This window comes from Amycolatopsis sp. CB00013 (assembly GCF_001905755.1).
Classification (GTDB): Bacteria; Actinomycetota; Actinomycetes; order Mycobacteriales; family Pseudonocardiaceae; genus Amycolatopsis; species Amycolatopsis japonica.
This window is the reverse complement of sequence record NZ_LIWC01000003.1, coordinates 1,154,108-1,175,921: the sequence shown is the minus strand read 5'-3', so window position 1 is coordinate 1,175,921 and position 21,814 is coordinate 1,154,108. Positions and strand designations below refer to the sequence as shown.

Here is a 21,814-nt window from a genome sequence, read left to right as displayed (position 1 = left end):
GTGTGGCGACGGTACCCACCCGTTACCTCGGCCCACAATGCGGGGGTGGCCGGTCATGACGGATTCCCGGGCCTGCTATTGGCCTTTTTCCAGGGGACCGAGGGAATCCCGGGTCCGCCGAACGGCCGCACGCAACGCTTCGGGGTCCGGCCCGTGCCTGAGGACGTCGCGGGACGACGCCGGGAGCACACCCGGCAGTCCCGGCCCGAAAACGGCCCGCAGATCGGCCGGAGTGGCCCCCTGGGCCCCGAAACCGGGTGCCAGGACGGGACCGTTCAACCCGCTCAGATCGAGCTGTCCCGGCGCGATGGTGGCGCCGACGACGACACCGATGTCACCCAGGGGGCCGACGCCCGCGTTGTACCCGGCCGCCGTGTCGACGATGTCCTGCGCGACGGTCTTTCCGTTGGGCAGCAAGGCGTTCTGCAATCCCTGCGCCTCCGGGTTGGAGGTGCGCGCGAGGACGAACAGGCCCTTGCCCTGCGCCTGCGCGACCTCCAGCGCGGGGGCCAGCGAACCGAAACCGAGGTAGGGCGACACCGTGATCGCGTCCGCCTCGAGTTCCGCGCCGCCGGGCAGGAACGCCGCCGTGTACGCCGCCATCGTCGAGCCGATGTCGCCGCGTTTGACGTCCAGCAGGACGAGCGCGCCCGCTTCCCGGCACACCTTCATCGTCTTGGCCAGAACGGCGACCCCAGGAGGCCCGTAGGCCTCGAAAAAGGCCGACTGGGGCTTGATCACCGCGACCTCGGGCGCGAGCGTCTCAGCGGCCGTGAGGGCGAACTTCTCCAGTCCGCCCGCGTCCGCCGGGAGACCCCACGCTTCGAGCAACCCGGGATGGGGGTCGATGCCGGCGCACAGCGGTCCCTTCTCCGCGACCGCCCGCGCCAGCCTCGCCCCGAACCGCTCGCTCATGCCTTGGCCTTCAGCGCCGCCTGCAGGCTCTGCAGCGACCGCACGCCGATGTCGCCCTTGATGACGGCCTCTATCCCGTGCACGGCCGCCGCCGCGCCCTGCACCGTGGTGATGCAGGGGATGTCGCGCGACACCGCGGCGGTGCGGATCTCGTAGCCGTCGATACGCGGACCGCTGTTGCCGTACGGGGTGTTGATCACCATCTGCACCTCGCCGCTGAGGATGACGTCGACGACGTTCTGCTCCCCCTCGGCCGAACCCTCGTAGTGCTTGCGCACGACGGTGCAGCCGATCCCGTTGCGCCGCAACACTTCCGCGGTACCCGAGGTGGCGAGGATCTCGAACCCGAGATCCGCCAGCCGCTTCACCGGGAAGACCAGCGAACGCTTGTCGCGGTTGGCGACGGAGACGAACACCTTGCCCGACGTCGGCAGCGAGCCGTAGGCACCGGCCTGCGACTTGGCGAACGCCTTGCCGAAGGAGACGTCCACGCCCATGACCTCGCCGGTGGACTTCATCTCCGGGCCGAGCAGCGAGTCGACGCCATGGCCCTCGGGAGTGCGGAAGCGGTGGAACGGCAGGACCGCCTCCTTGACCGCGACCGGCGAATCGGCGGGCATGTGGCCGCCGTCACCCTCGGCCGGGAGGACGCCGGACTCGCGCAGATCCTTGATCGACGAGCCGGTCATGATCAGCGCCGCGGCCTTCGCCAGCGGCACCGCGGTCGCCTTCGACACGAACGGCACCGTCCGCGACGCGCGCGGGTTGGCCTCCAGGACGTACAGGACGTCGTCCTTGAGCGCGTACTGGACGTTCAGGAGCCCGCGGACGCCGACGCCGCGCGCGATGGCCTCGGTCGAGCGGCGCACCGTCTCGATGTCGGTCCGGCCCAGCGTGATCGGCGGCAGCGCGCACGAGGAGTCGCCGGAGTGGATCCCGGCCTCCTCGATGTGCTCCATGACGCCGCCGAGGAAGAGCTCGTCGCCGTCGAACAGCGCGTCGACGTCGATCTCGATGGCGTCGTCGAGGAACCGGTCCACCAGCACCGGGTGTTCCGGGGTGACCTCGGTGGCGCGGTGGATGTAGCCGGCGAGGGACTCCTCGTCGTAGACGATCTCCATGCCGCGTCCGCCGAGCACGTAGGACGGCCGCACGAGGACCGGGTAGCCGATCTGGTCGGCGATCCGCTTCGCGCCCTCGAACGAGGTCGCCGTGCCGTACTTCGGCGCGGGCAGCCCGGCGTCGGTGAGGACCTCGCCGAACGCGCCGCGGTCCTCGGCGAGGTGGATCGCGTCCGGGGAGGTGCCGATCACCGGCACACCGGCGTCGGCGAGGCGCTTCGCGAGCGAGAGCGGCGTCTGGCCGCCCAGCTGCACGATGACGCCGGCGACGGTGCCCGACTCCTGCTCGGCGTTGACGACCTCGAGGACGTCCTCGAACGACAGCGGCTCGAAGTAGAGCCGGTCCGAGGTGTCGTAGTCGGTGGAGACGGTCTCGGGGTTGCAGTTGACCATGACGGCCTCGAAACCGGCCTCGCGCAAGGCGATCGCGGCGTGCACGCACGAGTAGTCGAACTCGATGCCCTGCCCGATGCGGTTCGGCCCGGAGCCGAGGATCAGCACCTTCGGCTTCTCGGTCTGCGCGGTGATCTCCGACTGCGCCGCGGGGTCGGTCTCGTAGGCCGAGTAGTGGTACGGCGTCTTGGCCGCGAACTCGGCCGCGCAGGTGTCGACGGTCTTGTACACCGGCCGCACCCCGAGACGGCGGCGCAGCGCGCGGACGCCGTCCTCCCCGGCCAGTTCCGGCCGCAGCGAGGCGATCTGGCGGTCGGAGAGGCCGATCCGCTTGGCGCGGCGCAGCAGCGGCTCGTCGAGCACCTGGGCGTCGCGGACCTCGGCGCCGACCTCGCCGATGAGGGCGATCTGGTCGATGAACCAGGGGTCGATACCCGAGGCCTCGTGCACCTGCTGGACGGTGGCGCCGAACCGCAGCGCGCGCTCCACCTCGTAGAGCCGCCCGTCGTGCGGGGTGCGCAGTGCCTCCAGCACGGATTCCAGCGTCGCGCCCTCGGGGTCGGGGCGGGTCCAGAAGCCGGTGGCCTTGGTGTCGATGGACCGCAGCGCCTTGCCGAGCGCCTCGGGGAAGCTGCGGCCGAACGACATCGCCTCGCCGACGCTCTTCATCGTCGTGGTCAGCGTCGGGTCGGCGCCCGGGAACTTCTCGAAGGCGAACCGCGGCACCTTCACCACGACGTAGTCCAGCGTCGGCTCGAAGGCCGCCGGGGTCTCGCCGGTGATGTCGTTGCGGATCTCGTCGAGCGTGTAGCCGATGGCGAGTTTCGCGGCGATCTTGGCGATCGGGAACCCGGTCGCCTTCGACGCCAGCGCGCTGGAGCGGGACACGCGCGGGTTCATCTCGATGACGACCATGCGGCCGTCCTCGGGGTTGATCGCGAACTGGATGTTGCAGCCGCCGGTGTCGACGCCGACCTCGCGCAGCACCGCGATGCCGACGTCGCGCATGTGCTGGTACTCGCGGTCGGTCAGGGTCATCGCGGGCGCCACGGTGACCGAGTCGCCGGTGTGCACGCCCATCGCGTCGATGTTCTCGATCGAGCAGACGACCACCACGTTGTCGTGCCGGTCGCGCATGAGCTCGAGTTCGAACTCCTTCCAGCCGAGGACGCTCTCCTCGATGAGCACCTCGGTGACCGGCGACTCGTCGAGACCGGTGGAGGCGAGCCGCTCCAGCTCCTCGTCGGTGTGCGCCATGCCCGAGCCGAGCCCGCCCATGGTGAACGACGGCCGGATGACCACCGGGAGGCCGACCTCGGCGACGGTCGCGCGGACCTCGTCCATGTCGTGGCAGACCCGCGAACGCGGCACCTCGGCGCCGATCGTGCGGACGATGTCCTTGAACTTCTGCCGGTCCTCGCCGCGCTGGATGGCGTCGACGTCGGCGCCGATCAGCTCGACGCCGTACTTCTCCAGGACACCCCGGTCGTGCAGGGCGACGGCGCAGTTCAGCGCCGTCTGCCCGCCGAGGGTCGCGAGGATCGCGTCGGGGCGCTCCTCGGCGATGACCTTCTCGACGAATTCCGGGGTGACCGGCTCGATGTAGGTCGAGTCGGCGAACTCGGGGTCGGTCATGATGGTCGCCGGGTTCGAGTTCACCAGCGAGACGCGCAGTCCCTCTTCGCGGAGTACGCGGCAGGCCTGGGTGCCGGAGTAGTCGAACTCCGCCGCCTGGCCGATCACGATCGGCCCGGAGCCGATCACCAGCACGTGCTGGATGTCTGTCCTCTTCGGCATTACTTGGCCTTCTCCATCAAGCTCACGAACTCATCGAACAGGGGGGCCGCGTCGTGCGGGCCGGCGGCGGCCTCGGGGTGGTACTGCACCGAGAACGCGGGGACGTCGAACGCGCGGACACCTTCGACGGTGTCGTCGTTCGGGCAGTAGTGCGAGATCTGCGCGGCGCCGAACGGCGTCTCGAACCGCTGGCCCGGCTCGCCTTCGAGGGCGAAACCGTGGTTCTGCGCGGTGATCGCGACCCGTTTGGTGGCCACGTCGATCACCGGGATGTTGATCCCGCGGTGGCCGTAGCGCATCTTGTACGTGCCCAGCCCCAGCGCCCGGCCGAGGATCTGGTTGCCGAAGCAGATGCCGAACAGCGGGATCTCCCGCTGCAGCACCGATTTCGTCAGCTCGGTGGCGTGCGCGGTGGTCGCCGGGTCGCCGGGACCGTTGGACAGGAACACGCCGTCCGCCTCGACCGCGAGCAGATCGTCCACAGTGGACGACGAGGGCAGCACGTGCACCTCGATGCCGCGCACGGCCATCAGGCGCGGGGTGTTGGACTTGATGCCCAGGTCCAGCGCGGCGACGCGGAACTTCCGCTCGCCCTGCGCTTCGACGACGTACGCCTGCTTGGTGGTGACCTCGCCGGCGAGGTCGGCACCCTTCATCTGCGGGCTCGCCTGCACCTGCGCGAGCATCTCCTCGTCGGAGCCCAGCGCGTCGCCCGAAAAGACGCCGGACCGCATGGCGCCCTGCTCGCGCAGATGCCGGGTCAGCGTGCGGGTGTCCACTTCGGAGATCCCGACGACGCCCTGGCGTTCCAGTTCCTCGTCCAGAGTGCGCTTCGAGCGCCAGTTGGACGGGGTGCGCGCGGGGTCGCGGACGACGTAGCCGGAGACCCAGATGCGCGAGGACTCGTCGTCCTCGTCGTTCCAGCCGGTGTTGCCGATCTGCGGCGCGGTCTGGACCACGATCTGCCGGTGGTAGGAGGGGTCGGTCAGCGTCTCCTGGTAGCCGGTCATCCCGGTGCAGAACACCGCCTCACCCAAGCTGCGGCCGCGGGCGCCGTACGCGGAACCGCGGAACACCCTGCCGTCTTCGAGGACCAGTGCCGCGGGGGTCCTAATGCCGTTCGCGGTGCTCATCAGGCACCTCCCTTGATGTCGTTGGGAATGTCTTGCAAAGCTTCGATCCACTGTGGATAGTCGTCGACGTCGTCGCCGCGGAAGCCGGTGTCCAGCTCGACGTCGCCGGCCAGCCAGGTGATGACGAGCAGCGCGTCGATGCCCATCACCTTCCCGGCCATCCCCTTGTCCTTGCGGACGCCGGTGACCGAGGCGCGCGGGATCCAGAAGTCCGGGGCACCGCCGCGTTCGATGGCGATGCCGTCTTCGTGCAGGCGCCAGACCGCGCCGGTGCGCAGACCGGCGCCGCGCGTGACGACGCGGTCCTGCCAGTGCCCGGCGGTGGTCGTGCTGACGTAGAGGCCGGTCGATTCGAGCGACGCCTCGCCGGGTTCGGCGGGGATCTCGGCGAACGGCGGGACCTGGACGCTCTGCGCCCGGGACTTCCGCCGCCAGCCGCGCCACATCAGGAACACGCAGAAGAGGAAGAAGGCGAAGACCGCCAGGGTCAGCAGGATCCGGTCACTCATTGCGCGATCTTCCCTTCCCGCGCGGTGATCCGCCCGCGCAGCAACGTCGCCGTCACCACGCCGGGGAGCCGCATTCCTTCGTACGGGGTGTTGGCCGCGATACTCGCGAACTCGGCGCCTCGCACGGTCCACTCGGTGTCCGGGTCCACCAGCGTCAGGTTGGCGGGTTCGCCGACCTCGATCGGGCGGCCGTGGTCGGTCAGGTTGCCGATCTCGGCGGGCCGCTCGCTCATCACCCTGGCGACGCCCCGCCAGTCCAGCAGGCCGGTGCGGACCATGGTCTCGACCACGATCGACAGCGCGGTCTGCAGCCCGAGCATGCCGGGGCGGGCCGAACTCCACTCGCAGTCCTTGTCCTGGACCGCGTGCGGCGCGTGGTCGGTCGCGACGCAGTCGATGACGCCCTCGGCCAATGCGGCGCGCAGCTTCTCGGCGTCGGATTCCGTGCGCAGCGGCGGGTTGACCTTGTTGACCGGGTCGTAGGTGGCGAGCCGCTCGTCGGTCAGCAGCAGATGGTGCGGGGTGACCTCGGCCGAGACCTTGGTACCGCGGTCCTTGGCCCACTTCAGGATGTCCGCGGTGCCCGAGGTCGAGACGTGGCAGACGTGCAGCCGCGCGTTCGCGTGCTCGGCGAGCAGGCAGTCGCGGGCGACGATCGACTCCTCCGCCGAGGCCGGCCAGCCGGTGTAGCCCAGGCGCGCGGCCTGCTCGCCTTCGTGCGCCTGCGCGCCGACGGTCAGCCGCGGTTCCTCGGCGTGCTGGGCGATGACCACGCCGAGCGCCGTCGAGTACTCCAGCGCGCGGCGCATGAGCAGCGGGTCCGCGACGCAGAGGCCGTCGTCGGAGAAGACCTTCACCCGGGCCTCGGACTTCGCCATGGTGCCCAGTTCGGCGAGTTTCTCGCCCTTGAGACCCACGGTGACCGCGCCGACCGGATGCACGTCGACCAGCCCGGCCTCCTGGCCGCGCCGCCACACGTGGTCGACGATCACCGCGTTGTCGGCCACCGGATCGGTGTTGGCCATGGCGAACACCGCGGTGTAGCCGCCGAGCGCGGCCGCGGCCGAACCGGTGGCGATGGTCTCGGTGTCCTCACGGCCGGGTTCGCGCAGGTGGGTGTGCAGGTCGACGAAACCGGGGAGCAGCACCTGGCCGCCCGCTTCGATCACTTCGGCTTCTTCTGGCGCGTAGAGCGAACCGATGTCGGTGATGACCCCGTCCTCGACGAGCACGTCGACCGGATCGCCCTCGCCGTAGGGGCGGGCGCCCTTGATCAGGACGGTGGTCACGCGGCGGCTCCTTCGCTGGCGAGCAGGTGGTAGAGGACCGCCATGCGCACGTGGACGCCGTTGCGGACCTGTTCGGTGATGGCCGAAGCCGGGGAGTCGGCGACCGCCGAGGCGATCTCCATCCCGCGCAGCATCGGGCCGGGGTGCAGGACGACGGCGTGCTCGGGCAGGAGCTTCATCCGCCGTTCGTTGAGGCCATAGGCGATCGAGTACTCGCGCGCGCTCGGGAAGAAGCCCCCGTGCATGCGTTCGGCCTGGACCCGCAGCATCATGACCGCGTCGAGCGCGGGCAGTTCGGCGTCGAGTTCGTGCGACACCGTGACCGGCAGGCTCTCCACGCCGGCGGGCAGCAGCGTCGGCGGCGCGACGAGCACCACCTCCGCGCCCAGCGCCGACAGCAGGTGGATGTTCGACCGCGCGACCCGGCTGTGCAGGACGTCGCCGACGATCCCGATGCGGCGGCCCTCGAACGAACCGAGGCGCTCCCGCAACGTGGCCGCGTCGAGCAGCGCCTGCGTCGGGTGTTCGTGGGTGCCGTCCCCGGCGTTGACGACCGCCGTCCCCGCTTCGGCGAGCCAGCCCGAAAGCCGCTGCGCCGCACCGGAGGCGGGGTGCCGGATGATCACGCAGTCGGCGCCGGCCGCGGCCAGCGTCAGCGCGGTGTCCCGCAGCGATTCGCCCTTGTTGACCGAGGAACTGGACGCGGAGACGTTGATCACGTCGGCGCTCATCCACTTCCCCGCGATCTCGAACGAGACGCGGGTGCGGGTGGAGTTCTCGTAGAACAGCGTGATGACGGTGCGGCCGCGCAACGTCGGCAGTTTGCGGACCTCGCGGCCCAGCAAGGTGTGCTTGAGCTCTTCGGCGGTGTCCAGCACGGCTGTCGCGAGCGCCGGGTCGAGCCCGTCGGTGGCGAGCAGGTGCTTCACGATCGATCTCCTTCTGGTTGCGCGCGAAGCAGAACCGTGTCCCGTCCGTCCACTTCGGACAGCAGGACCTCGATCCCCTCGGCGCGCGAGGTGGGCACGTTCTTGCCCACGTAGTCGGCGCGGATCGGCAGTTCGCGGTGACCGCGATCGACCAGCACGGCCAGCTGGACCGCGCGCGGGCGGCCGTGGTCGCGCAGGGCGTCGAGGGCGGCGCGGATGGTGCGGCCGGAGAACAGCACGTCGTCGACCAGGATCACCACCGCGTCGTCGATACCGGTCGGCGGCAGCTGCGAATGTTCGAGCGCGCGGGGCGGGCGGCGGCGGAGATCATCACGGTAGAGCGTGATGTCCAGCGCGCCGGTCGGCGGACGGATGCCGGAGAACTCGGCGATCTTGTCCGCGAGCCGCAGGGCGAGCGGCGTTCCCCTGGTGGGGATGCCCAGCAACACGGGCGGAGTCGAGCCACCGGCACCGAGAGCGGTCTTCTCGATGACCTGGTGGGCCATTCGGGCGATCGTGCGCGCGACATCGCCGGACGAGAGCAGCTCGCGCTCTCCCGCCGGTTCCGCCGCGCCACGCGGGCGTGACGACAAGGCGGACCTCCTTCCCCGCCTCTCTGGACGGGTCCTTAAAGGACGTCGACTTCCTGCGTAGCGAGGAAATCTCCCCGACACTAGCAGGAGCGATGGCTCATTCTTACGAGTGGCGCGCCCCAGGTGACGAAGGCCTCTCGAAAGCACCCGCTTGACCTGGTGACAACTATGCGTAACCATTACTCTGAGTATTCGACTCTAGGAGTCCCCTGGACCGGTCACCCCGACCGGTTGGGGGTGAGGAAACGGAGAACCACCAGATGGGCGATTACGCCAAGGCGCTCGGGGCCAAGCTCCGCGGGATCCGCCAGCAGCAGGGCCTGTCCCTGCACGGGGTCGAGCAGAAGTCCGGAGGCCGCTGGAAGGCCGTCGTCGTCGGTTCGTACGAGCGCGGCGACCGCGCCGTCACCGTGCAGAAGCTCGCCGAGCTCGCCGATTTCTACGGCGTCCCGGTGGTCGAGCTGCTGCCGGAGGGCCGGGTGCCGTCGGGCGCCGAGCCCGCCACGAAGATCGTCATCAACCTGGAGCGGCTCCAACAGCTCCCGGCGGAGAAGGTCGGGCCGCTCGCCCGCTACGCCGCCACCATCCAGAGCCAGCGCGGCGACTACAACGGCAAGGTGCTCTCCATCCGCACCGAGGACCTGCGTTCGCTGGCGATCATCTACGACATGACCCCCGGTGAGCTCACCGAGCAGCTGATCGACTGGGGTGTGCTGCCGCCCGAGGCTCGACCGTCCAAAGAGGACTAGAGATGGCGACGTTTTCGGTCCGGGGGGACCGGAAACGCCAACCGGCACCACCGAGCACGAGAACGGGCCGTGCCCTCGGCAGAGGACACGGCCCGTTGTCGTACGTCTTCTAGAGGACCGCGCGGAGCCTGTCGGCGATCGTGCCGATCCGGCCGAGCACGCCGTTGACGAAACGCGGCGAATCGTCGGTCGACAGTTCCTTCGCCAGCCCGACGGCCTCGTCGATGGCGACCGGGTCCGGCACGTCCTCGGCCCACAGCAGCTCGTAGACGCCGACCCGCAGCACCGCCAGGTCCACCGGCGGCATCCGGTCCAGCGTCCAGCCCTGAGCGTGCTCCGCGAGCAGCTCGTCGATCTGGGTCTTGCGGCCGGTGACGCCCTCGACCAGCGAGATCGTGTAGTCCGCGATCGGGTCGACCTCGACCGAACCGACCCGGTCCGCCAGCAGCGTCACCGCGTCGGCACCGCGCTGGGCGGCCTCGTACATCATCTCGACCGCGCGCTTGCGGGCTTGACGACGGCTGATCGGCCCGCCGCGGTTCGGCGACTTGCCCGATTTGGCTGAGTCGGCCATCAGCTGGAAACGCGGCCCAGGTAGCGGCCGTCGCGGGTGTCGACCTTGATCTTCTCGCCGGTGGTGAGGAACAGCGGCACCTGGATCTCGGCGCCGGTCTCCAGGGTGGCGGGCTTGGTGCCACCGGTGGAGCGGTCGCCCTGCAGGCCGGGGTCGGTGTGCTGGACGATGAGCTCGACCGAGGTCGGCAGCTCGATGTACAGCGGCGTGCCCTCGTGCACCGCGACCTGGACCTCGAAGTTCTCGAGCAGGTAGTTCGCGTTGTCGCCGACGGTCTCGGCCAGGACGGTGATCTGGTCGTAGGTCTCCGCGTCCATGAACACGAAGTCCGCGCCGTCCTTGTACAGGTACGTCATGTTGCGGCGGTCGACGGTGGCCGTGTCGACCTTCGTCCCCGCGTTGAAGGTCTTGTCGACGACCTTGCCGGTGAGCACGTGCTTGAGCGTGGTGCGGACGAACGCGCCGCCCTTGCCCGGCTTGACGTGCTGGAACGCGGTGACGGTCCAGAGCTGGCCGTCGAGGTTGAGGACGAGCCCGTTCTTCAGGTCGTTGGTGGTGGCCACGAGTGTGCAGTCTCCTGTGTCGATCTTCCGGGCCGTCGTCAGACGACCACGAGTTCCTTGGTGCTCAGCGTGAGGAGTTCGGGCGTACCTTCCCGCACGACCAGCGTGTCCTCGATGCGCACGCCTCCGCGTCCGGGCAGATACACACCAGGCTCGACGGTGACGGCCATACCGGCGGACAGTGTACCGACGCCGGTGGTGGCGAGGCTGGGCGCCTCGTGCACCTGCAGTCCGACGCCGTGCCCGAGGCCGTGGCCGAACTCCTCGCCGCGCCCCGCCTCGACGATCACGCCACGGGCCGCTTTGTCCACTTCGGACACTTCGGCGCCGGGCAGGACGGCGTCGCAGCCCGCCGTCTGCGCGCGCTGGACCAGCTCGTAGATCTCCTCCTGCCACGCCGCGGGCTTGCCGATGACGAACGTGCGCGTCATGTCGGAGTGGTATCCGTCGACCGTGGCACCGAAGTCGATCTTGACGAATCCGCCGGTCGCGAGCACGGCCGAGGTGGGCCGGTGGTGCGGGATCGCGGAGTTGGCGCCCGCCGCGACGATGGTGTCGAACGAAGGCCCGGTCGACCCGTGGCCGAGCATGCGATTCTCGAGGTCGCGGGCGACGTCGAGCTCGGTGCGGCCCGGGCGGAGCCCGCCGGCGGACACCAGGTCCTCGAGCGCCCGGTCGGCCGCCGCGCACGCCTGGCGCAGCGCCTCGATCTCCTGCTCGTCCTTCACCAGCCGCAACTGCTCGACGAGCCCCGGCGTCCGTACCAGCTCGACACGGTCGAAGCGGACCTTGAGGTCCTCGTGCTGCTCGACGCTCACGTGCTGGCTCTCGAAGCCGGTCTTGCCGAGCTTCTTCTCGGCCGCCAGGTCGGCCAGCTTCGCCGCGCTCGCGCGGTCCAGCACCCGTTCGAGGTCGGGCACCTCCGTCGCCGACTGGACCTGGTAGCGGCCGTCGGTGCAGAAGATCGTCTTGTCGTCGCCGCTCCCGTGGACGAGGAGAGCGGCGTTGGACCCGGTGAAGCCGGTCAGGTACCTGATGTTGAGCAGGTCCGTGACCAGCAGCGCGTCCACTCCGGAGTCGGCCAGCAGGGAACGCAGCGCCGCGCGGCGGCGAGAGAAGTATTCACGCACGTCATGGAGTTTAGGGGGTGGGCCGCCGGTGGCACGCGTTTCGCCTGCTGCTTGCGTTCACTGTGGGGTGAGGTGGTCCGTGAAGGCCTCCTTTTGCTTGCCCACGGGTTCGGGCCGAGCCTGAGGGGTTCGGGACGTCGAACGTCCTGACTCCTCCACACAGGGATTCGTTGATGAAGGATTTGGGACGGTGAACGCCCCAAATCCTTCATCGACAACGCTCGCCCCTGTCTGGAACGAATCCCGCCCACGCCCAGTTCAGACGTAGATCAACGAATACCGGTCCGTGAAGGCCTCCTTGAGGGACTCTGGGTCCCTCAAGGAGGCCTTCACGGACCGGAGGACCGACCACCACCGGCACGTGGGCGCGTAGGTCACTACTGGCGAGTTAAGCTTCTCCAATGGCACCGTGGCTGACTCGTGGACTCGTGATGGCGCTGCTGCACGGCGCGGCCGTCACCGTGCTGGCCAAGTACGAGGTCTTCAACCCCACCGACAAGACCCTCGTCACCTCCCTCGCCCTCGCCGTCCTGGTCGGCGCGGCGGCGGGCTGGGGCGCCGTGGACGCCTGGCAGGGCAAACCCGAACGCGGCAAGAACTGGTTCATCGCGGCGCTCATCGCCGGCCCGGTCTCGGGCGTGCTGTACGTGATCGGCCGCGCGGTGTTCGTCGACCAGACCGGCGCTTCGGAACTCGGCGGCGCGCTCACCGGCGGCGCCGCCTTCTCCGCCCTGCTGGTGCTCATCCCGGCCGGGATCGGCCTGTTCGTCGGCGGCCGCATCACCAGGACCGGCGACGACGAGGATCAGCCGGCGAGCGAGAAACCGGCCGGGAAGCCGTCCCAAGCCTGATCGCCGATCTCTTCGACGGCCGAGTCGTTCAGCGCCGCCGTCCCCGCGTCAGGCACCGCGTACAACTTGCCGTCGAGCACCACGCCGTACCCGCGACCGGGCGCGTGCACCGTCTTCGCCCCGGCGCTCAGCCGCGCGGCCTGCGGGAACCTGTCGACGACCTTGAGGCGTTGGTCCAGCACTTCACCCGCGAGCGCGGCCGCCACCGAGCGCCGGTCGACCCGCACCAGCTTGCCGTCGGCGACCAGGTCGATGGTCCGCTGCGGTGACGGCATCGCGACGCCTTCGAACGAGGTCCGGAGCCGGGCGTCGCCGTCGCACGCCCGCGAGCCGCGGACGTCCAGGCCGAAATGCTTGAGGTCGGTCGGCGCCCCCGCGCCGCCGATGATCGTGGCGCGGACGACGTCGAAGGGCACCCGGTCGCAGACGTCGCCCGACGTGAGCGGCGCGTGCCCGTCGGGCCGCCGGACCAGGCCGGGGCCTTCCTTCCACGCGCCGGGGATGAGCGCCGGCCGGTACGGCTGCGCGGTGAAATCCCTGGTCCAGAAGGTGAGCGTGGTGCCGGCGTCGGTCTCGTGCGCGATCACGAAGGCGTCGAGCGAACCGACCCACATGAGGTCGGTGCTGAATCCGTCGACCAGCGAGCGGGTGCGCGGCGAGATCGTCGTGGGCTTGGCGACGAAGCCCTGCTCCCCCAGCGTCTCCACGCCCCGCGTGAACGCCGCGTCCTTGGCGCGGAGCAGGAACTGCCCGGCGCCGTTCCACCCGGCGGCCTTGGCCGTGGTGTCGGTGAAGAGCACGTAGAACCAGCCGTCGAGGTACACCGCCGAGGGCTGGCCCGCGCCGTAGACGTTGGCGCGGTGGACGTCGTGCGCCGGTCCGATGATCGGCCGCCCGCCCGCGGCACGGGTCCAGGTGAGCCCGTCGGGGCTGGTCGCGAGGCCGATCGAGTTTCCGAGCGCGTGATCGCCCGCCGCGCCGGTGTAATACATGTAGTAGGTCGAGCCGACCTTGATCACCGACGGGTCGCAGGTGTGCATCCCGTCGAAGCCGCCGGGCGCGCCGGAGAACACCGCCGCGGGGCCGCCGCCGGACGGGCCGGTGAAGGGGCCGTCGAGCGAGGGCGACTGCGCGTAGAGGACGTCGTCACCGGGCGGCTGGGCGCTGCCGTACTGGCTGCACCACCACATCTTGAGTTTCCCGCCGTCCCGCATCACGGTCGGGCTGTAGTTGTAGACCGCGTCCTGATCGCCCGCGGCGACCACGCCTCCGCTGGCCCGGGGATCGCTCGTCGCGAGTACGACGTCCATCGGCCGCGGCTTTTCCTGGGGCGTCTGCTGGGCTCCGCCGATCCCGCCGCCCTTGCCGTCGGCCTGGGACTGCACGTTCCCGTCGCTGCACGCCGCGAGGACCGCGCCCGCCGCGACGACGGCCACCACGGCACGGGCGGGTCGCCGACCCCCACGAAAAAGGCGCATGATGGCCGAGTGTAGCGAGGCTTAACCCAGCCGGGTGACGTCAGTACCCGGGAGGGCGACCAATTCCACTTCGAAGCCGTCGGCGTTTTCGAGGTAGGCGGCGTAGTGATGGTCACCGCCCGCATTCGGATAGCGGTCCGCGAACATCGGCGACCAGCCGTGTTCGACGGCTTTCGAAGCCAGTTCATCCACCCGATCGCGTGACTCGACATGCAGGGCCAGATGGTTCAGGCCCGGCGCGGTGCGGTCGTGCTTTTCCCCGCTGAGGGCCGGAGAACGCTCGACGACGAGGTAGGTCGCGCCGTGCTTCCAGCTGACCCCGGCGGGCCAGCGCTGGAACTCCCGCCAGCCGAGTTCGCCCAGCAGCCAGCCCCAGCTCTCCTCCGCGCGGCCGAGATCGGGTACCCACAGCTCGATGTGGTGCGCGCGGCCGTGGTCCGAAGGCAGCGCGACGAAGACGCGATGCGGCCCGCTGCCGTAGTGGTCACCGCCGCCGACATCGAGGAAACCCAAACGCCGCACCAGGTTCTGACTGGCCACATTGGACTCGCCGACCAGCGCCCACACCGACGACAGGCCGAGCCCGACGAGTCCGTGCTCCAGCAGCGCCTTGGCGGCCTCGGTCGCCAGACCTTGCCCGCCGTGCGCCCGCGACAGGTAGTACCCGAGCTCCGGAACGTCGCCGGGAAGCTCTTGCGACGGCCGCAGATGCGCGAGCCCGATCACTTCGCCGTCGCGTTCGATCGCCCAGTGCCCCATGCCCGCCGGGCCGTCGTAGGACAGCCTGCGGCCGACCATTTCGCGAACGCGGTCCGGCTCGGTGAGCGGCACCGCGAAATGCGCGCTCATCGCCGGGTCGGCGAAAAGCCCGATGATCGCATCGGTGTCGGCCTCGGTCAGCGCGCGCAGCCGCAGCCTCGTGGTCTTGAGCTCGGGAGGGTTGTTCACGCCGCGTTCGCGGCCATCCAGCGCAGGGCCAGGGGGTAGCCGTCGACCCCGAGCCCGGCGATCACCGCGGTGGCGATGTCCGACAGCACGCTGTGGTGCCGGAACGCCTCGCGTTTGTGCACGTTGGAGATGTGCAGTTCGATCAGCGGCGCCTTCAGCTGGGCGGCGGCGTCGCGGACGGCGATCGAGTAGTGCGTCCACGCGGCGGCGTTGAGCACCACCGGCCAGCCAGCGTCGGCGGCTTCGTGCAGCCAGCCGACCATCTCGCCCTCGTGGTCGGTCTGCCGGACCTCGACGTCGATCCCCAGTTCCTTGCCGGTTTCGACGCAGGTGGCGGCCAGATCCGCGTGCGTGGCCGAACCGTAGATGCCGGGTTCGCGCAGGCCGAGCCTGCCGAGGTTGGGGCCGTTGAGGACGAGCACCTTCACAGCAGCACACTCCCGCCGGGCTTGGGGGCGTCGCCCGCCACCACCGAGTACGCCGCGGCGAGCAGCGACGGGTCCGGGCCTTCCAGCCTGCCGGGCTTCGCGAGCCCGTCGAGGACGACGAACCGCAGCACGCCCGAACGGGTCTTCTTGTCGCCCTTCATCGTCTCCAGCAGCTGCGGGAGCGCGTCCGGGTCGTAGGTGGTCGGCAGGCCCAGCAACTTGAGCACCCTGGAGTGCCGCTCGGCGGTGGCGTCGTCGAGACGGCCGGCCAGCCGCGCAAGCTCGGCGGCGAACACCAGGCCGACACTGACCGCCGCGCCGTGACGCCACCGGTACCGCTCACGGCGTTCGATGGCGTGGGCGAGCGTGTGCCCGTAGTTCAGGATCTCGCGCAGATCCGATTCGCGCAGATCCGCGGCGACGACGTCGGCCTTGACCTGGATCGAGCGGCGGACCAGCTCGCCGAGGACCTCGCCGGTGGTGTCCAGCGCCGCGGCGGGATCCTGCTCGACGAGTTCGACGATCCGCGGGTCGGCGATGAACCCTGCCTTGACCACCTCGGCCATTCCCGCGACGAGTTCGTTGGGGGGCAACGTTTCCAGCGTCGCGAGGTCGACGAGGACCGCGCTCGGCTCGTGGAAGACGCCGACCAGGTTCTTGCCTGCCTCGGTGTTGATGCCGGTCTTCCCGCCGAGGGACGCGTCGACCATGCCCAGCAGCGTGGTGGGCACGTTGACCAGCCGGACGCCGCGCATCCAGGTGGCGGCGACGAATCCGGCCAGGTCGGTCACGGCGCCGCCGCCGAGCCCGACGACCACGCCCTGGCGGTCGAGGCCGATGCGGCCGAGGACCTCCCAGCAGAAGCTGGCGACGGTGAGCGCCTTGCCGTCCTCGGCGTCGGGGATCTCGACCCGGTGCGCGTCGATCCCGGCCTCGGCCAGCTCGTCGCGGATGGCCTCGGCGGTGGTCGTCAGCGTCGGCGGGTGGATCAGCGCGACCTTGGAGGCGTCGGCGAGCTGCTCGGTGAGCTCGCCGAGCAGGCCGCGGCCGATGACGACGTCGTAGGGCTTGGCGGTGTTGACGGTGATGCGGACCGGCTCGGTCATCGTTCCCCTCACTTCGGCGGAAGCCGCTTGGCCCTCGCGACCTCGCAGGTGATCTTGCCCTTGACCGGGGTGTCCCCCGGGATCTCTTCGGTCACCTTCTGGCCGGGCGTCATCCGGTTCTTCGCGAACAGCGCCTCACCGGCGGCCTTGCCCTCGGCGTCCTTGATCGCGATGGTGACGGCGTACCGCGCGTCCTCACCCGTGCTGTTGGTGACCTCGATGGTGACCTTCGGGGTGTAGCTGTCACTGTCGCATTTGGTGACCTTGACGTCGGCGGCGACATCGGCCTCCGGCGCGGGGCTGGTGGCCGCACCGGTCTGGACGACGTCCGCGCCGGGAGGCTGCTTCTCCTCGCCGCACGCGGTCAGGCTCAGGGCCATGACGGCGAGAAGGACGCCGGCGGTGGTGCGTTTCATGCTCGTTCCTTGCTGATCTCGGTCAACCCGATGAGGGCGGCCTCGACGACCTCGTCGGCGGTCAGCCGGTCGGTCTCGATCTCGAACGTGGCCACCTCGCGGTACACCGGCAGGCGCGCGTCGAGGAGCGCCTTGTAGGTGGCGCGGGGGTTCACCCCGGCCAGCAGCGGACGTGCGGTCGAGAGCCCGGCGCGCTGGACACCCGCGGCCATCCCGACGTTCAGGAAGATCACAGTGTGCCCGGCCAGCCGTTCGCGGGTGCCCGGCGTGATCGGCGCTCCCCCGCCCAGGGAGAGGACGCCTTCGTGTTCGGCCAGCGCCTTCGCGACCATCTCCTCCTCCAGCGCGCGGAAGGCGAGCTCGCCCTCCTCGGCGAAGATGTCGGTGATGGGCTTGCCCGCGCTCGCGACGATGTCGTCGTCGCTGTCGCGGAAGGCGAGACCGAGCCGGGCGGCGAGCGCCGGGCCGACCGTGCTCTTGCCCGAGCCCGGCGGCCCGATGATCACCGCACGAGGGGTCACCAGCGCTCCTCGAGCGCCTTCAGGTAGGCCTCGACGTTGCGTTTGCCCTCGATCAGCGAGTCGCCGCCGAACTTCTCCAGCGCGGCGTCCGCGAGCACGAGCGCGACCACCGACTCCAGCACGACCCCGGCGCGGGGTACCGCGCAGACATCGGAACGCTGGTGGATGGCCACCGCAGGTTCGCCGGTGGTGACATCCACAGTGGACAGTGCTTTGGGGACGGTCGAGATCGGCTTCATGGCGACCCGCACGCGCAGCGGCTCGCCGTTGGTGATGCCGCCTTCGAGCCCGCCCGCGCGGTTGGACCGGCGGGTCACCCCGACCGGGCCGGTGCCGCGGTCGATCTCGTCGTGGGCCTGGCTACCCCAGCGCTTGGCCGTGGTGAAGCCGTCGCCGACCTCCACACCCTTCATCGCCTGGACGCCCATGAGCGCGCCGGCGAGGCGGGCGTCGAGCCTGCGGTCCCAGTGGACGTGCGAGCCGAGGCCCGGCGGCAGACCGTAGGCGATCACCTCGATCACGCCGCCGACGGTGTCACCCGCCTTCCGCACGGCGTCGACCTCGGCGACCATCGCGTCGGTCCCCTCCTGGCCGAAGGCGCGGACCGGGCTCTCGTCGATGGCCGGGAGGTCCGACGGCACCGGGAGCGGCCCCTCGGGCGCCGAGGCGCCGCCGATGGACACGACGTGGCTGAGGATCTCGACCCCGAGCAGCTGCTTGAGGTACGCGCGGGCCACCGTGCCGAGCGCCGTGCGGGACGCCGTCTCGCGGGCGCTCGCGCGCTCCAGCACCGGACGGGCCTCGGGGAAGCCGTACTTCTGCATGCCGGGCAGATCGGCGTGGCCGGGCCGGGGACGCGTCAGCGGCTCGTTGCGCGCGAGGCCTTCCAGCTCCTCGGCGGGCACGGGATCGGCCGACATGACCTTCTCCCATTTGGGCCACTCGGCGTTCTCGATCTGGACCGCGACGGGGCCGCCCTGGGTGAGCCCGTGCCGGACGCCGCCGGTGAACTCGATGTGGTCGGTCTCGAAGCCCATCCGGGGGCTGCGGCCGAAGCCGAGCCTCCGGCGCGCGAGCTGCTCGCCCACTTCGGCGGTGGTGACCTCGACCCCGGCGGGCATCCCTTCCAGGATGGCGGCGAGGGCGGGTCCGTGCGATTCCCCTGCGGTTATCCAGCGCAACACCTGACAGATCCTGTCACAACCTCCTCTGAAGTCCCGGTACAGGCCGGGCTATCCAGGACCGGGTCCGGCGAAGACGGCGAGCGCCCACGCCGCGACCAGGAGACCGGGCCCGTGCGGCACCGTGGGATGCCGGGGCCCGCCCACCGCGAGCGCCACGCTCAGTAACGCGGCGGCGACGGCACCGAGCACGATCGACGGCCAGCCCGTCGCGGCGAGGACCGCGCCGAGACTCCCGGCGAGCTTCACGTCCCCCGCACCGAGCGAGCGCGGCGACACCGCGTGCACGAGCGCGTGCGCCCCGCCGAAGACCAGCGCGCCCAGCACCGCCCGCCACGCGATGGCGGCCCCTCCCCCGTACGCGGCGATCGCCAGCGCGACGGCCAGCGCCGGGTACGCGGGCAGGGTGAGGATGTCGGGCAGGCGGCGGTACTTGAGGTCGGCGAGCGCGAGCGGGACCGCGAAGACGGTCAGCACGGCGGGGACCGCGAGCCACCACGACGGCCAGGCTCCCGACTGGTACCTGAGGCAGACCGCGACGAGCGCCGCCGCGGTGAGGGCGGCGGCCCACGCCGTGATCGGCGCTCCGGCCCGGCGCAGGCAGGAGCGTGTGGCGAGCGCCGATCCGGCGCCCGCCACCGCGAAGGCGATCGGCGTGAACACGAGATCAATCGTGCGTCCGGTGGCGGGCGGGCGGCAAGATTTTCTTTTCGTGACAGGGACTTTCACGCACTTTCGGCAGGTGGGGCGAGGGTGCGGAAGTCGTGAACGGACCGTTCACGCACGGATGCGGGGGGTGGGCCGAAGGGAGCTTTCACGGCGTCTCACGCGGTGAAGGGAGCTTTCGTCGCATGGGATGCGGGGAAGCGTCCTTCAGCCCGGCCGACGGCAGCGCGCGGAGCGGCCGCTCGCCCTGGGTACGTGAAGGCCCCCTTCATGTACCCAGGCGCAAGGATGGGGGCCTTCATGTACTTGGGAGACCGAAGCGGTACCGGGCGCCCGAAGTTTCCGCGCGAGCGGCAATCCGCCTCGCCCCCGGCACCGAAGACCTGTCATGACACCGGGATCAGGGGTTCATCCGCAGCAGCGGGAGACCCGAGGGCGTGCGGATCTCGAGCGCCTTGATGTCCCCGGTCCGCATCGCGGTGCCGACGACGATATGCGCGGTGTCCTTGGGCATCGCGCGCCAGGACGCGAGCTCGCTGGTGCCGCCGTCGGCGCCGACGGCGACCAGGATGTAGTCCCCGGTGCGGTTGCCGCCGTAGCTGCACGTCATGTCGACCTTCGTGCCGGTGTCCGTGGCGGACATGGCGACTTCGGCGGTCACCGGGTAGTCGCCGAGCGGGGTCATCGGGTCGCCCGCCGCCGCCATCGGCCCGGTCAGGACGACCACGAGCGCGACGCCGGCGGCCACGGCCATCCCGGCCGCGGTGGTGGTGATCGCCCGTTGGATCCGCCTTCCCCGGCGGACCCGTTTGAGCACGGTCGGCAGCAGCTCCGGCGAGGGCGCCGGTTCGTCCTCCAGCAGGGCGGGAGCACCCGCCTGGGCGAGCAGCCCGGGGATCCCGGCCAGGTCGCGCACGGACGCCGCGCACCGGTCACAGACGCGAAGGTGTTTCTCGTAGGCGGACCGGTCTTCCGGGGACAACGCACCGAGCACGTAGGCCGCGTCGTAGGTGGCGAAGGGGTCGGTCATTGAGTCACCCCTCTTTCCTCCAATATCAGCCGCAGCGCCCGCAACGCGTAATGCGTCCGCGACTTGATCGTCCCTTCGGCCACACCCAGCCGCTTCGCAGCGTCGGCGACGGAGTAACCCTGGAAATAGCACAGGACCAGGACGTCCCGGTGCCTCGGCGAGAGCTCACCGAGCGCTTCGGCGACCAGCCAGCCCTGGACCGCCCGTTCCGTGCCGTCCGTGACCGCCGTTTCGGGCGGTTGACCGGTCACCACCTCCGGATGCGCCTCGGCGGCCCGCCAGTCGTCGATGGCGATCCGTCTCGCCACGGTGAACAGCCAGCCCCGCGCCGAGCCCTCGGTCTGGTCGAGCACCTTGGCGTTGCGCCAGGCCCGCAGCAGGGTCTCCTGGACGACGTCCTCCGCGCGGACCCGGTCGCCGCTGGTGAGGTGCAGTGCGTAGGACCAGAGCGCCGCCGCGTGCTCATCGTGCAGAGCCCGCATCAGCCGGTCCTCCGCGAATTCCTTCACCGATCCGTGCTTTCGCGGTTGAGGAGCAGCGGGAGGGCGAAGACCACACAAGCCACTTCGGTGATCAGGCCCCAGAGCTCGGCCTGGGTGGTGAAGCGTTCCGAGACGCCGAAGAACCCTGTGGTCAGCGAGAGCACGTACGCGCCCAGCGTGGCCAGACCGAAGCCGACCGCCGCGAGCGCGGGAAGCCAGTGGTGCCAGACCAGGACGGCGATCGCGATGACCACACCCGCCACGACGTTCACCAGGAAGAGCGGGCCGACCACAGCCGTTTCCGAGGCCCAGTCCTGCCATACGACGTAATGCACCCACGCCGAGCCGAGGAGGCCGGCCGCCACCACCGCCCGTAACAACCACCGGATCATGTCCGTATCTCTTTCCCGCGTGTTCGGTTCCCCTATGCCTTTGAACACGGAAAAGAGGGCCTCGCGGTTCAATCCGGCACCCGATGGCCGACGAAATTGAACCGGATGGGTGCCCGGACCGTGTGTATGGGCATGACTGCCGAACTCCACTCCCGCCGCAAGGTCCTGACCACCGGCGCCGCCGTCGCCGGTGCCGCCGCCGGGGCCGTGGCCCTCACGGCCTGCGGAAGCGACAGCACGCCGTCCGGTTCGACCGCCGCACCGCCCGCCGCGGCGCCGGGCGAGACCTTGACCGCGCTCTCCGACATCCAGGTCGGCCAGGCGAAGGCCGCCAAGACCGCCGACGGCAAGGACGTCATCGTCACCAGGACCGCCGAAGGCACGGCGGCCGCGTTCAGCGCGATCTGCACGCACCAGGGGTGCGCGGTCGTCCCCGAGGGCGCGGAGCTGAAATGTCCCTGCCACAACTCGATCTTCGACGCCGCGACCGGCGCGGTCAAAAAGGGACCTGCGGACCAGCCGCTGCCCTCGATCGCGGTCAAGGTCACCAACGGCCAGGTCGTCACGGCCTAAACAAGAAAAGGGTCCCTTTAGGACGTTGTCACCGTCCTAAAGGGACC

At 70.4% G+C, this 21,814-nt stretch carries 24 protein-coding genes; 3 read left to right on the top strand and 21 right to left on the bottom strand.

The features are described 5' to 3' along the window. Nucleotides 1-75: 75 nt before the first annotated feature. Genes pyrF through pyrR form a run of 7 tightly spaced genes read right to left on the bottom strand, consistent with a single transcriptional unit; the run spans nt 76 to nt 8,679 of the window. The gene (pyrF, locus tag AMK34_RS25130; protein ID WP_073846978.1) at nt 76-915 is read right to left on the bottom strand and encodes an orotidine-5'-phosphate decarboxylase; all 840 of its coding nucleotides are present in this window, start codon (nt 913-915) and stop codon (nt 76-78) included. Continuing rightward, nucleotides 912-4,226 (bottom strand): carbamoyl-phosphate synthase large subunit, encoded by a 3,315-nt coding sequence (gene carB, locus AMK34_RS25125; protein WP_038515589.1) that lies wholly within the window; start codon nt 4,224-4,226, stop codon nt 912-914. Before carB ends, pyrF begins: the two co-directional genes overlap by 4 nt. Then, on the bottom strand, nt 4,226-5,359 hold the full coding sequence (carA, locus tag AMK34_RS25120) for a glutamine-hydrolyzing carbamoyl-phosphate synthase small subunit (protein WP_073846977.1): 1,134 nt from the start codon (nt 5,357-5,359) through the stop codon (nt 4,226-4,228). Before carA ends, carB begins: the two co-directional genes overlap by 1 nt. Further along, nucleotides 5,359-5,868, bottom strand: coding sequence for a PH-like domain-containing protein (locus AMK34_RS25115; protein ID WP_073846976.1), 510 nt, complete (start codon nt 5,866-5,868; stop codon nt 5,359-5,361). The genes carA and AMK34_RS25115 overlap by 1 nt, the downstream gene beginning before the upstream one ends. Beyond that, nucleotides 5,865-7,157 (bottom strand): dihydroorotase, encoded by a 1,293-nt coding sequence (locus tag AMK34_RS25110; RefSeq protein WP_073846975.1) that lies wholly within the window; start codon nt 7,155-7,157, stop codon nt 5,865-5,867. Before AMK34_RS25110 ends, AMK34_RS25115 begins: the two co-directional genes overlap by 4 nt. After that, entirely contained in the window at nt 7,154-8,086 is a 933-nt protein-coding gene (locus AMK34_RS25105) for an aspartate carbamoyltransferase catalytic subunit (RefSeq protein WP_016333100.1), read from the bottom strand. The genes AMK34_RS25110 and AMK34_RS25105 overlap by 4 nt, the downstream gene beginning before the upstream one ends. Further along, nucleotides 8,083-8,679, bottom strand: a complete 597-nt coding sequence (pyrR, locus tag AMK34_RS25100) for a bifunctional pyr operon transcriptional regulator/uracil phosphoribosyltransferase PyrR (protein ID WP_016333099.1) — start codon at nt 8,677-8,679, stop codon at nt 8,083-8,085. The genes AMK34_RS25105 and pyrR overlap by 4 nt, the downstream gene beginning before the upstream one ends. Nucleotides 8,680-8,939: 260 nt before the next feature. Here pyrR and bldD point away from each other — a divergent pair, with 260 nt between their 5' ends. Further along, nucleotides 8,940-9,428: a transcriptional regulator BldD gene (bldD, locus tag AMK34_RS25095; protein WP_003096372.1), complete on the top strand. Its 489-nt coding sequence runs from the start codon at nt 8,940-8,942 to the stop codon at nt 9,426-9,428. A gap of 109 nt (nt 9,429-9,537) precedes the next feature. On the opposite strand, the gene nusB is transcribed toward bldD, so the two are convergent. From nusB to AMK34_RS25080, 3 genes are read right to left on the bottom strand one after another with little or no spacing between them, the layout of a single operon-like run. Beyond that, entirely contained in the window at nt 9,538-10,002 is a 465-nt protein-coding gene (nusB, locus tag AMK34_RS25090) for a transcription antitermination factor NusB (protein WP_016333098.1), read from the bottom strand. Then, complete coding sequence (gene efp, locus AMK34_RS25085) at nt 10,002-10,565, bottom strand: elongation factor P (RefSeq protein WP_038515597.1); 564 nt, start codon at nt 10,563-10,565, stop codon at nt 10,002-10,004. The genes nusB and efp overlap by 1 nt, the downstream gene beginning before the upstream one ends. Nucleotides 10,566-10,603: 38 nt before the next feature. After that, entirely contained in the window at nt 10,604-11,695 is a 1,092-nt protein-coding gene (locus AMK34_RS25080; protein WP_073846974.1) for a M24 family metallopeptidase, read from the bottom strand. A gap of 431 nt (nt 11,696-12,126) precedes the next feature. Between AMK34_RS25080 and AMK34_RS25075 the strand changes: the two genes are divergently transcribed. Next, on the top strand, nt 12,127-12,546 hold the full coding sequence (locus tag AMK34_RS25075) for a B-4DMT family transporter (protein ID WP_038515600.1): 420 nt from the start codon (nt 12,127-12,129) through the stop codon (nt 12,544-12,546). Here AMK34_RS25075 and AMK34_RS25070 read toward each other — a convergent pair. The 11 genes from AMK34_RS25070 to AMK34_RS25020 all read right to left on the bottom strand — a co-directional run bounded on the left by AMK34_RS25070 (nt 12,501) and on the right by AMK34_RS25020 (nt 21,194). Beyond that, complete coding sequence (locus AMK34_RS25070) at nt 12,501-13,985, bottom strand: beta-xylosidase (protein ID WP_073846973.1); 1,485 nt, start codon at nt 13,983-13,985, stop codon at nt 12,501-12,503. The genes AMK34_RS25075 and AMK34_RS25070 overlap by 46 nt on opposite strands. Before the next feature lie 60 nt (nt 13,986-14,045). Next, on the bottom strand, nt 14,046-14,972 hold the full coding sequence (locus AMK34_RS25065; RefSeq protein WP_073846972.1) for a GNAT family N-acetyltransferase: 927 nt from the start codon (nt 14,970-14,972) through the stop codon (nt 14,046-14,048). Next, the gene (gene aroQ / locus AMK34_RS25060; RefSeq protein ID WP_038515606.1) at nt 14,969-15,400 is read right to left on the bottom strand and encodes a type II 3-dehydroquinate dehydratase; all 432 of its coding nucleotides are present in this window, start codon (nt 15,398-15,400) and stop codon (nt 14,969-14,971) included. Before aroQ ends, AMK34_RS25065 begins: the two co-directional genes overlap by 4 nt. Continuing rightward, entirely contained in the window at nt 15,397-16,506 is a 1,110-nt protein-coding gene (gene aroB / locus AMK34_RS25055) for a 3-dehydroquinate synthase (protein WP_038515608.1), read from the bottom strand. Before aroB ends, aroQ begins: the two co-directional genes overlap by 4 nt. A gap of 8 nt (nt 16,507-16,514) precedes the next feature. Then, nucleotides 16,515-16,922, bottom strand: a complete 408-nt coding sequence (locus AMK34_RS25050; protein ID WP_073846971.1) for a hypothetical protein — start codon at nt 16,920-16,922, stop codon at nt 16,515-16,517. Beyond that, nucleotides 16,919-17,443 (bottom strand): shikimate kinase, encoded by a 525-nt coding sequence (locus AMK34_RS25045; RefSeq protein WP_083649977.1) that lies wholly within the window; start codon nt 17,441-17,443, stop codon nt 16,919-16,921. The genes AMK34_RS25050 and AMK34_RS25045 overlap by 4 nt, the downstream gene beginning before the upstream one ends. Further along, entirely contained in the window at nt 17,440-18,627 is a 1,188-nt protein-coding gene (aroC, locus tag AMK34_RS25040; protein ID WP_037343929.1) for a chorismate synthase, read from the bottom strand. The genes AMK34_RS25045 and aroC overlap by 4 nt, the downstream gene beginning before the upstream one ends. 48 nt (nt 18,628-18,675) lie before the next feature. Then, on the bottom strand, nt 18,676-19,287 hold the full coding sequence (locus tag AMK34_RS25035) for a prepilin peptidase (protein ID WP_073846969.1): 612 nt from the start codon (nt 19,285-19,287) through the stop codon (nt 18,676-18,678). Between the two features lie 403 nt (nt 19,288-19,690). Next, nucleotides 19,691-20,320, bottom strand: a complete 630-nt coding sequence (locus tag AMK34_RS25030; protein ID WP_073846968.1) for an anti-sigma factor family protein — start codon at nt 20,318-20,320, stop codon at nt 19,691-19,693. Then, on the bottom strand, nt 20,317-20,829 hold the full coding sequence (locus AMK34_RS25025; protein ID WP_073846967.1) for a sigma-70 family RNA polymerase sigma factor: 513 nt from the start codon (nt 20,827-20,829) through the stop codon (nt 20,317-20,319). Before AMK34_RS25025 ends, AMK34_RS25030 begins: the two co-directional genes overlap by 4 nt. After that, a complete protein-coding gene (locus AMK34_RS25020) occupies nt 20,826-21,194 on the bottom strand; it encodes a hypothetical protein (protein WP_038515616.1) in 369 nt (122 codons plus the stop codon). Before AMK34_RS25020 ends, AMK34_RS25025 begins: the two co-directional genes overlap by 4 nt. Before the next feature lie 132 nt (nt 21,195-21,326). Here AMK34_RS25020 and AMK34_RS25015 point away from each other — a divergent pair, with 132 nt between their 5' ends. Then, nucleotides 21,327-21,767, top strand: coding sequence for a QcrA and Rieske domain-containing protein (locus AMK34_RS25015; RefSeq protein ID WP_073847185.1), 441 nt, complete (start codon nt 21,327-21,329; stop codon nt 21,765-21,767). Nucleotides 21,768-21,814 lie beyond the last annotated feature (47 nt).

Excerpts from the sequence above, each read along its gene's own strand:
- AMK34_RS25015 (WP_073847185.1), top strand. The coding sequence starts at position 21,327 with ATGACTGCCGAACTCCACTCCCGCCGCAAGGTCCTGACCACCGGCGCC.
- AMK34_RS25075 (WP_038515600.1), top strand. The coding sequence starts at position 12,127 with ATGGCGCTGCTGCACGGCGCGGCCGTCACCGTGCTGGCCAAGTACGAG.
- AMK34_RS25050 (WP_073846971.1), bottom strand. The coding sequence starts at position 16,922 with ATGAAACGCACCACCGCCGGCGTCCTTCTCGCCGTCATGGCCCTGAGC.
- AMK34_RS25030 (WP_073846968.1), bottom strand. The coding sequence starts at position 20,320 with ATGACCGACCCCTTCGCCACCTACGACGCGGCCTACGTGCTCGGTGCG.
- AMK34_RS25020 (WP_038515616.1), bottom strand. The coding sequence starts at position 21,194 with ATGATCCGGTGGTTGTTACGGGCGGTGGTGGCGGCCGGCCTCCTCGGC.
- AMK34_RS25115 (WP_073846976.1), bottom strand. The coding sequence starts at position 5,868 with ATGAGTGACCGGATCCTGCTGACCCTGGCGGTCTTCGCCTTCTTCCTC.
- bldD (WP_003096372.1), top strand. The coding sequence starts at position 8,940 with ATGGGCGATTACGCCAAGGCGCTCGGGGCCAAGCTCCGCGGGATCCGC.
- carB (WP_038515589.1), bottom strand. The coding sequence starts at position 4,226 with ATGCCGAAGAGGACAGACATCCAGCACGTGCTGGTGATCGGCTCCGGG.
- pyrF (WP_073846978.1), bottom strand. The coding sequence starts at position 915 with ATGAGCGAGCGGTTCGGGGCGAGGCTGGCGCGGGCGGTCGCGGAGAAG.
- aroB (WP_038515608.1), bottom strand. The coding sequence starts at position 16,506 with ATGACCGAGCCGGTCCGCATCACCGTCAACACCGCCAAGCCCTACGAC.
- carA (WP_073846977.1), bottom strand. The coding sequence starts at position 5,359 with ATGAGCACCGCGAACGGCATTAGGACCCCCGCGGCACTGGTCCTCGAA.
- nusB (WP_016333098.1), bottom strand. The coding sequence starts at position 10,002 with ATGGCCGACTCAGCCAAATCGGGCAAGTCGCCGAACCGCGGCGGGCCG.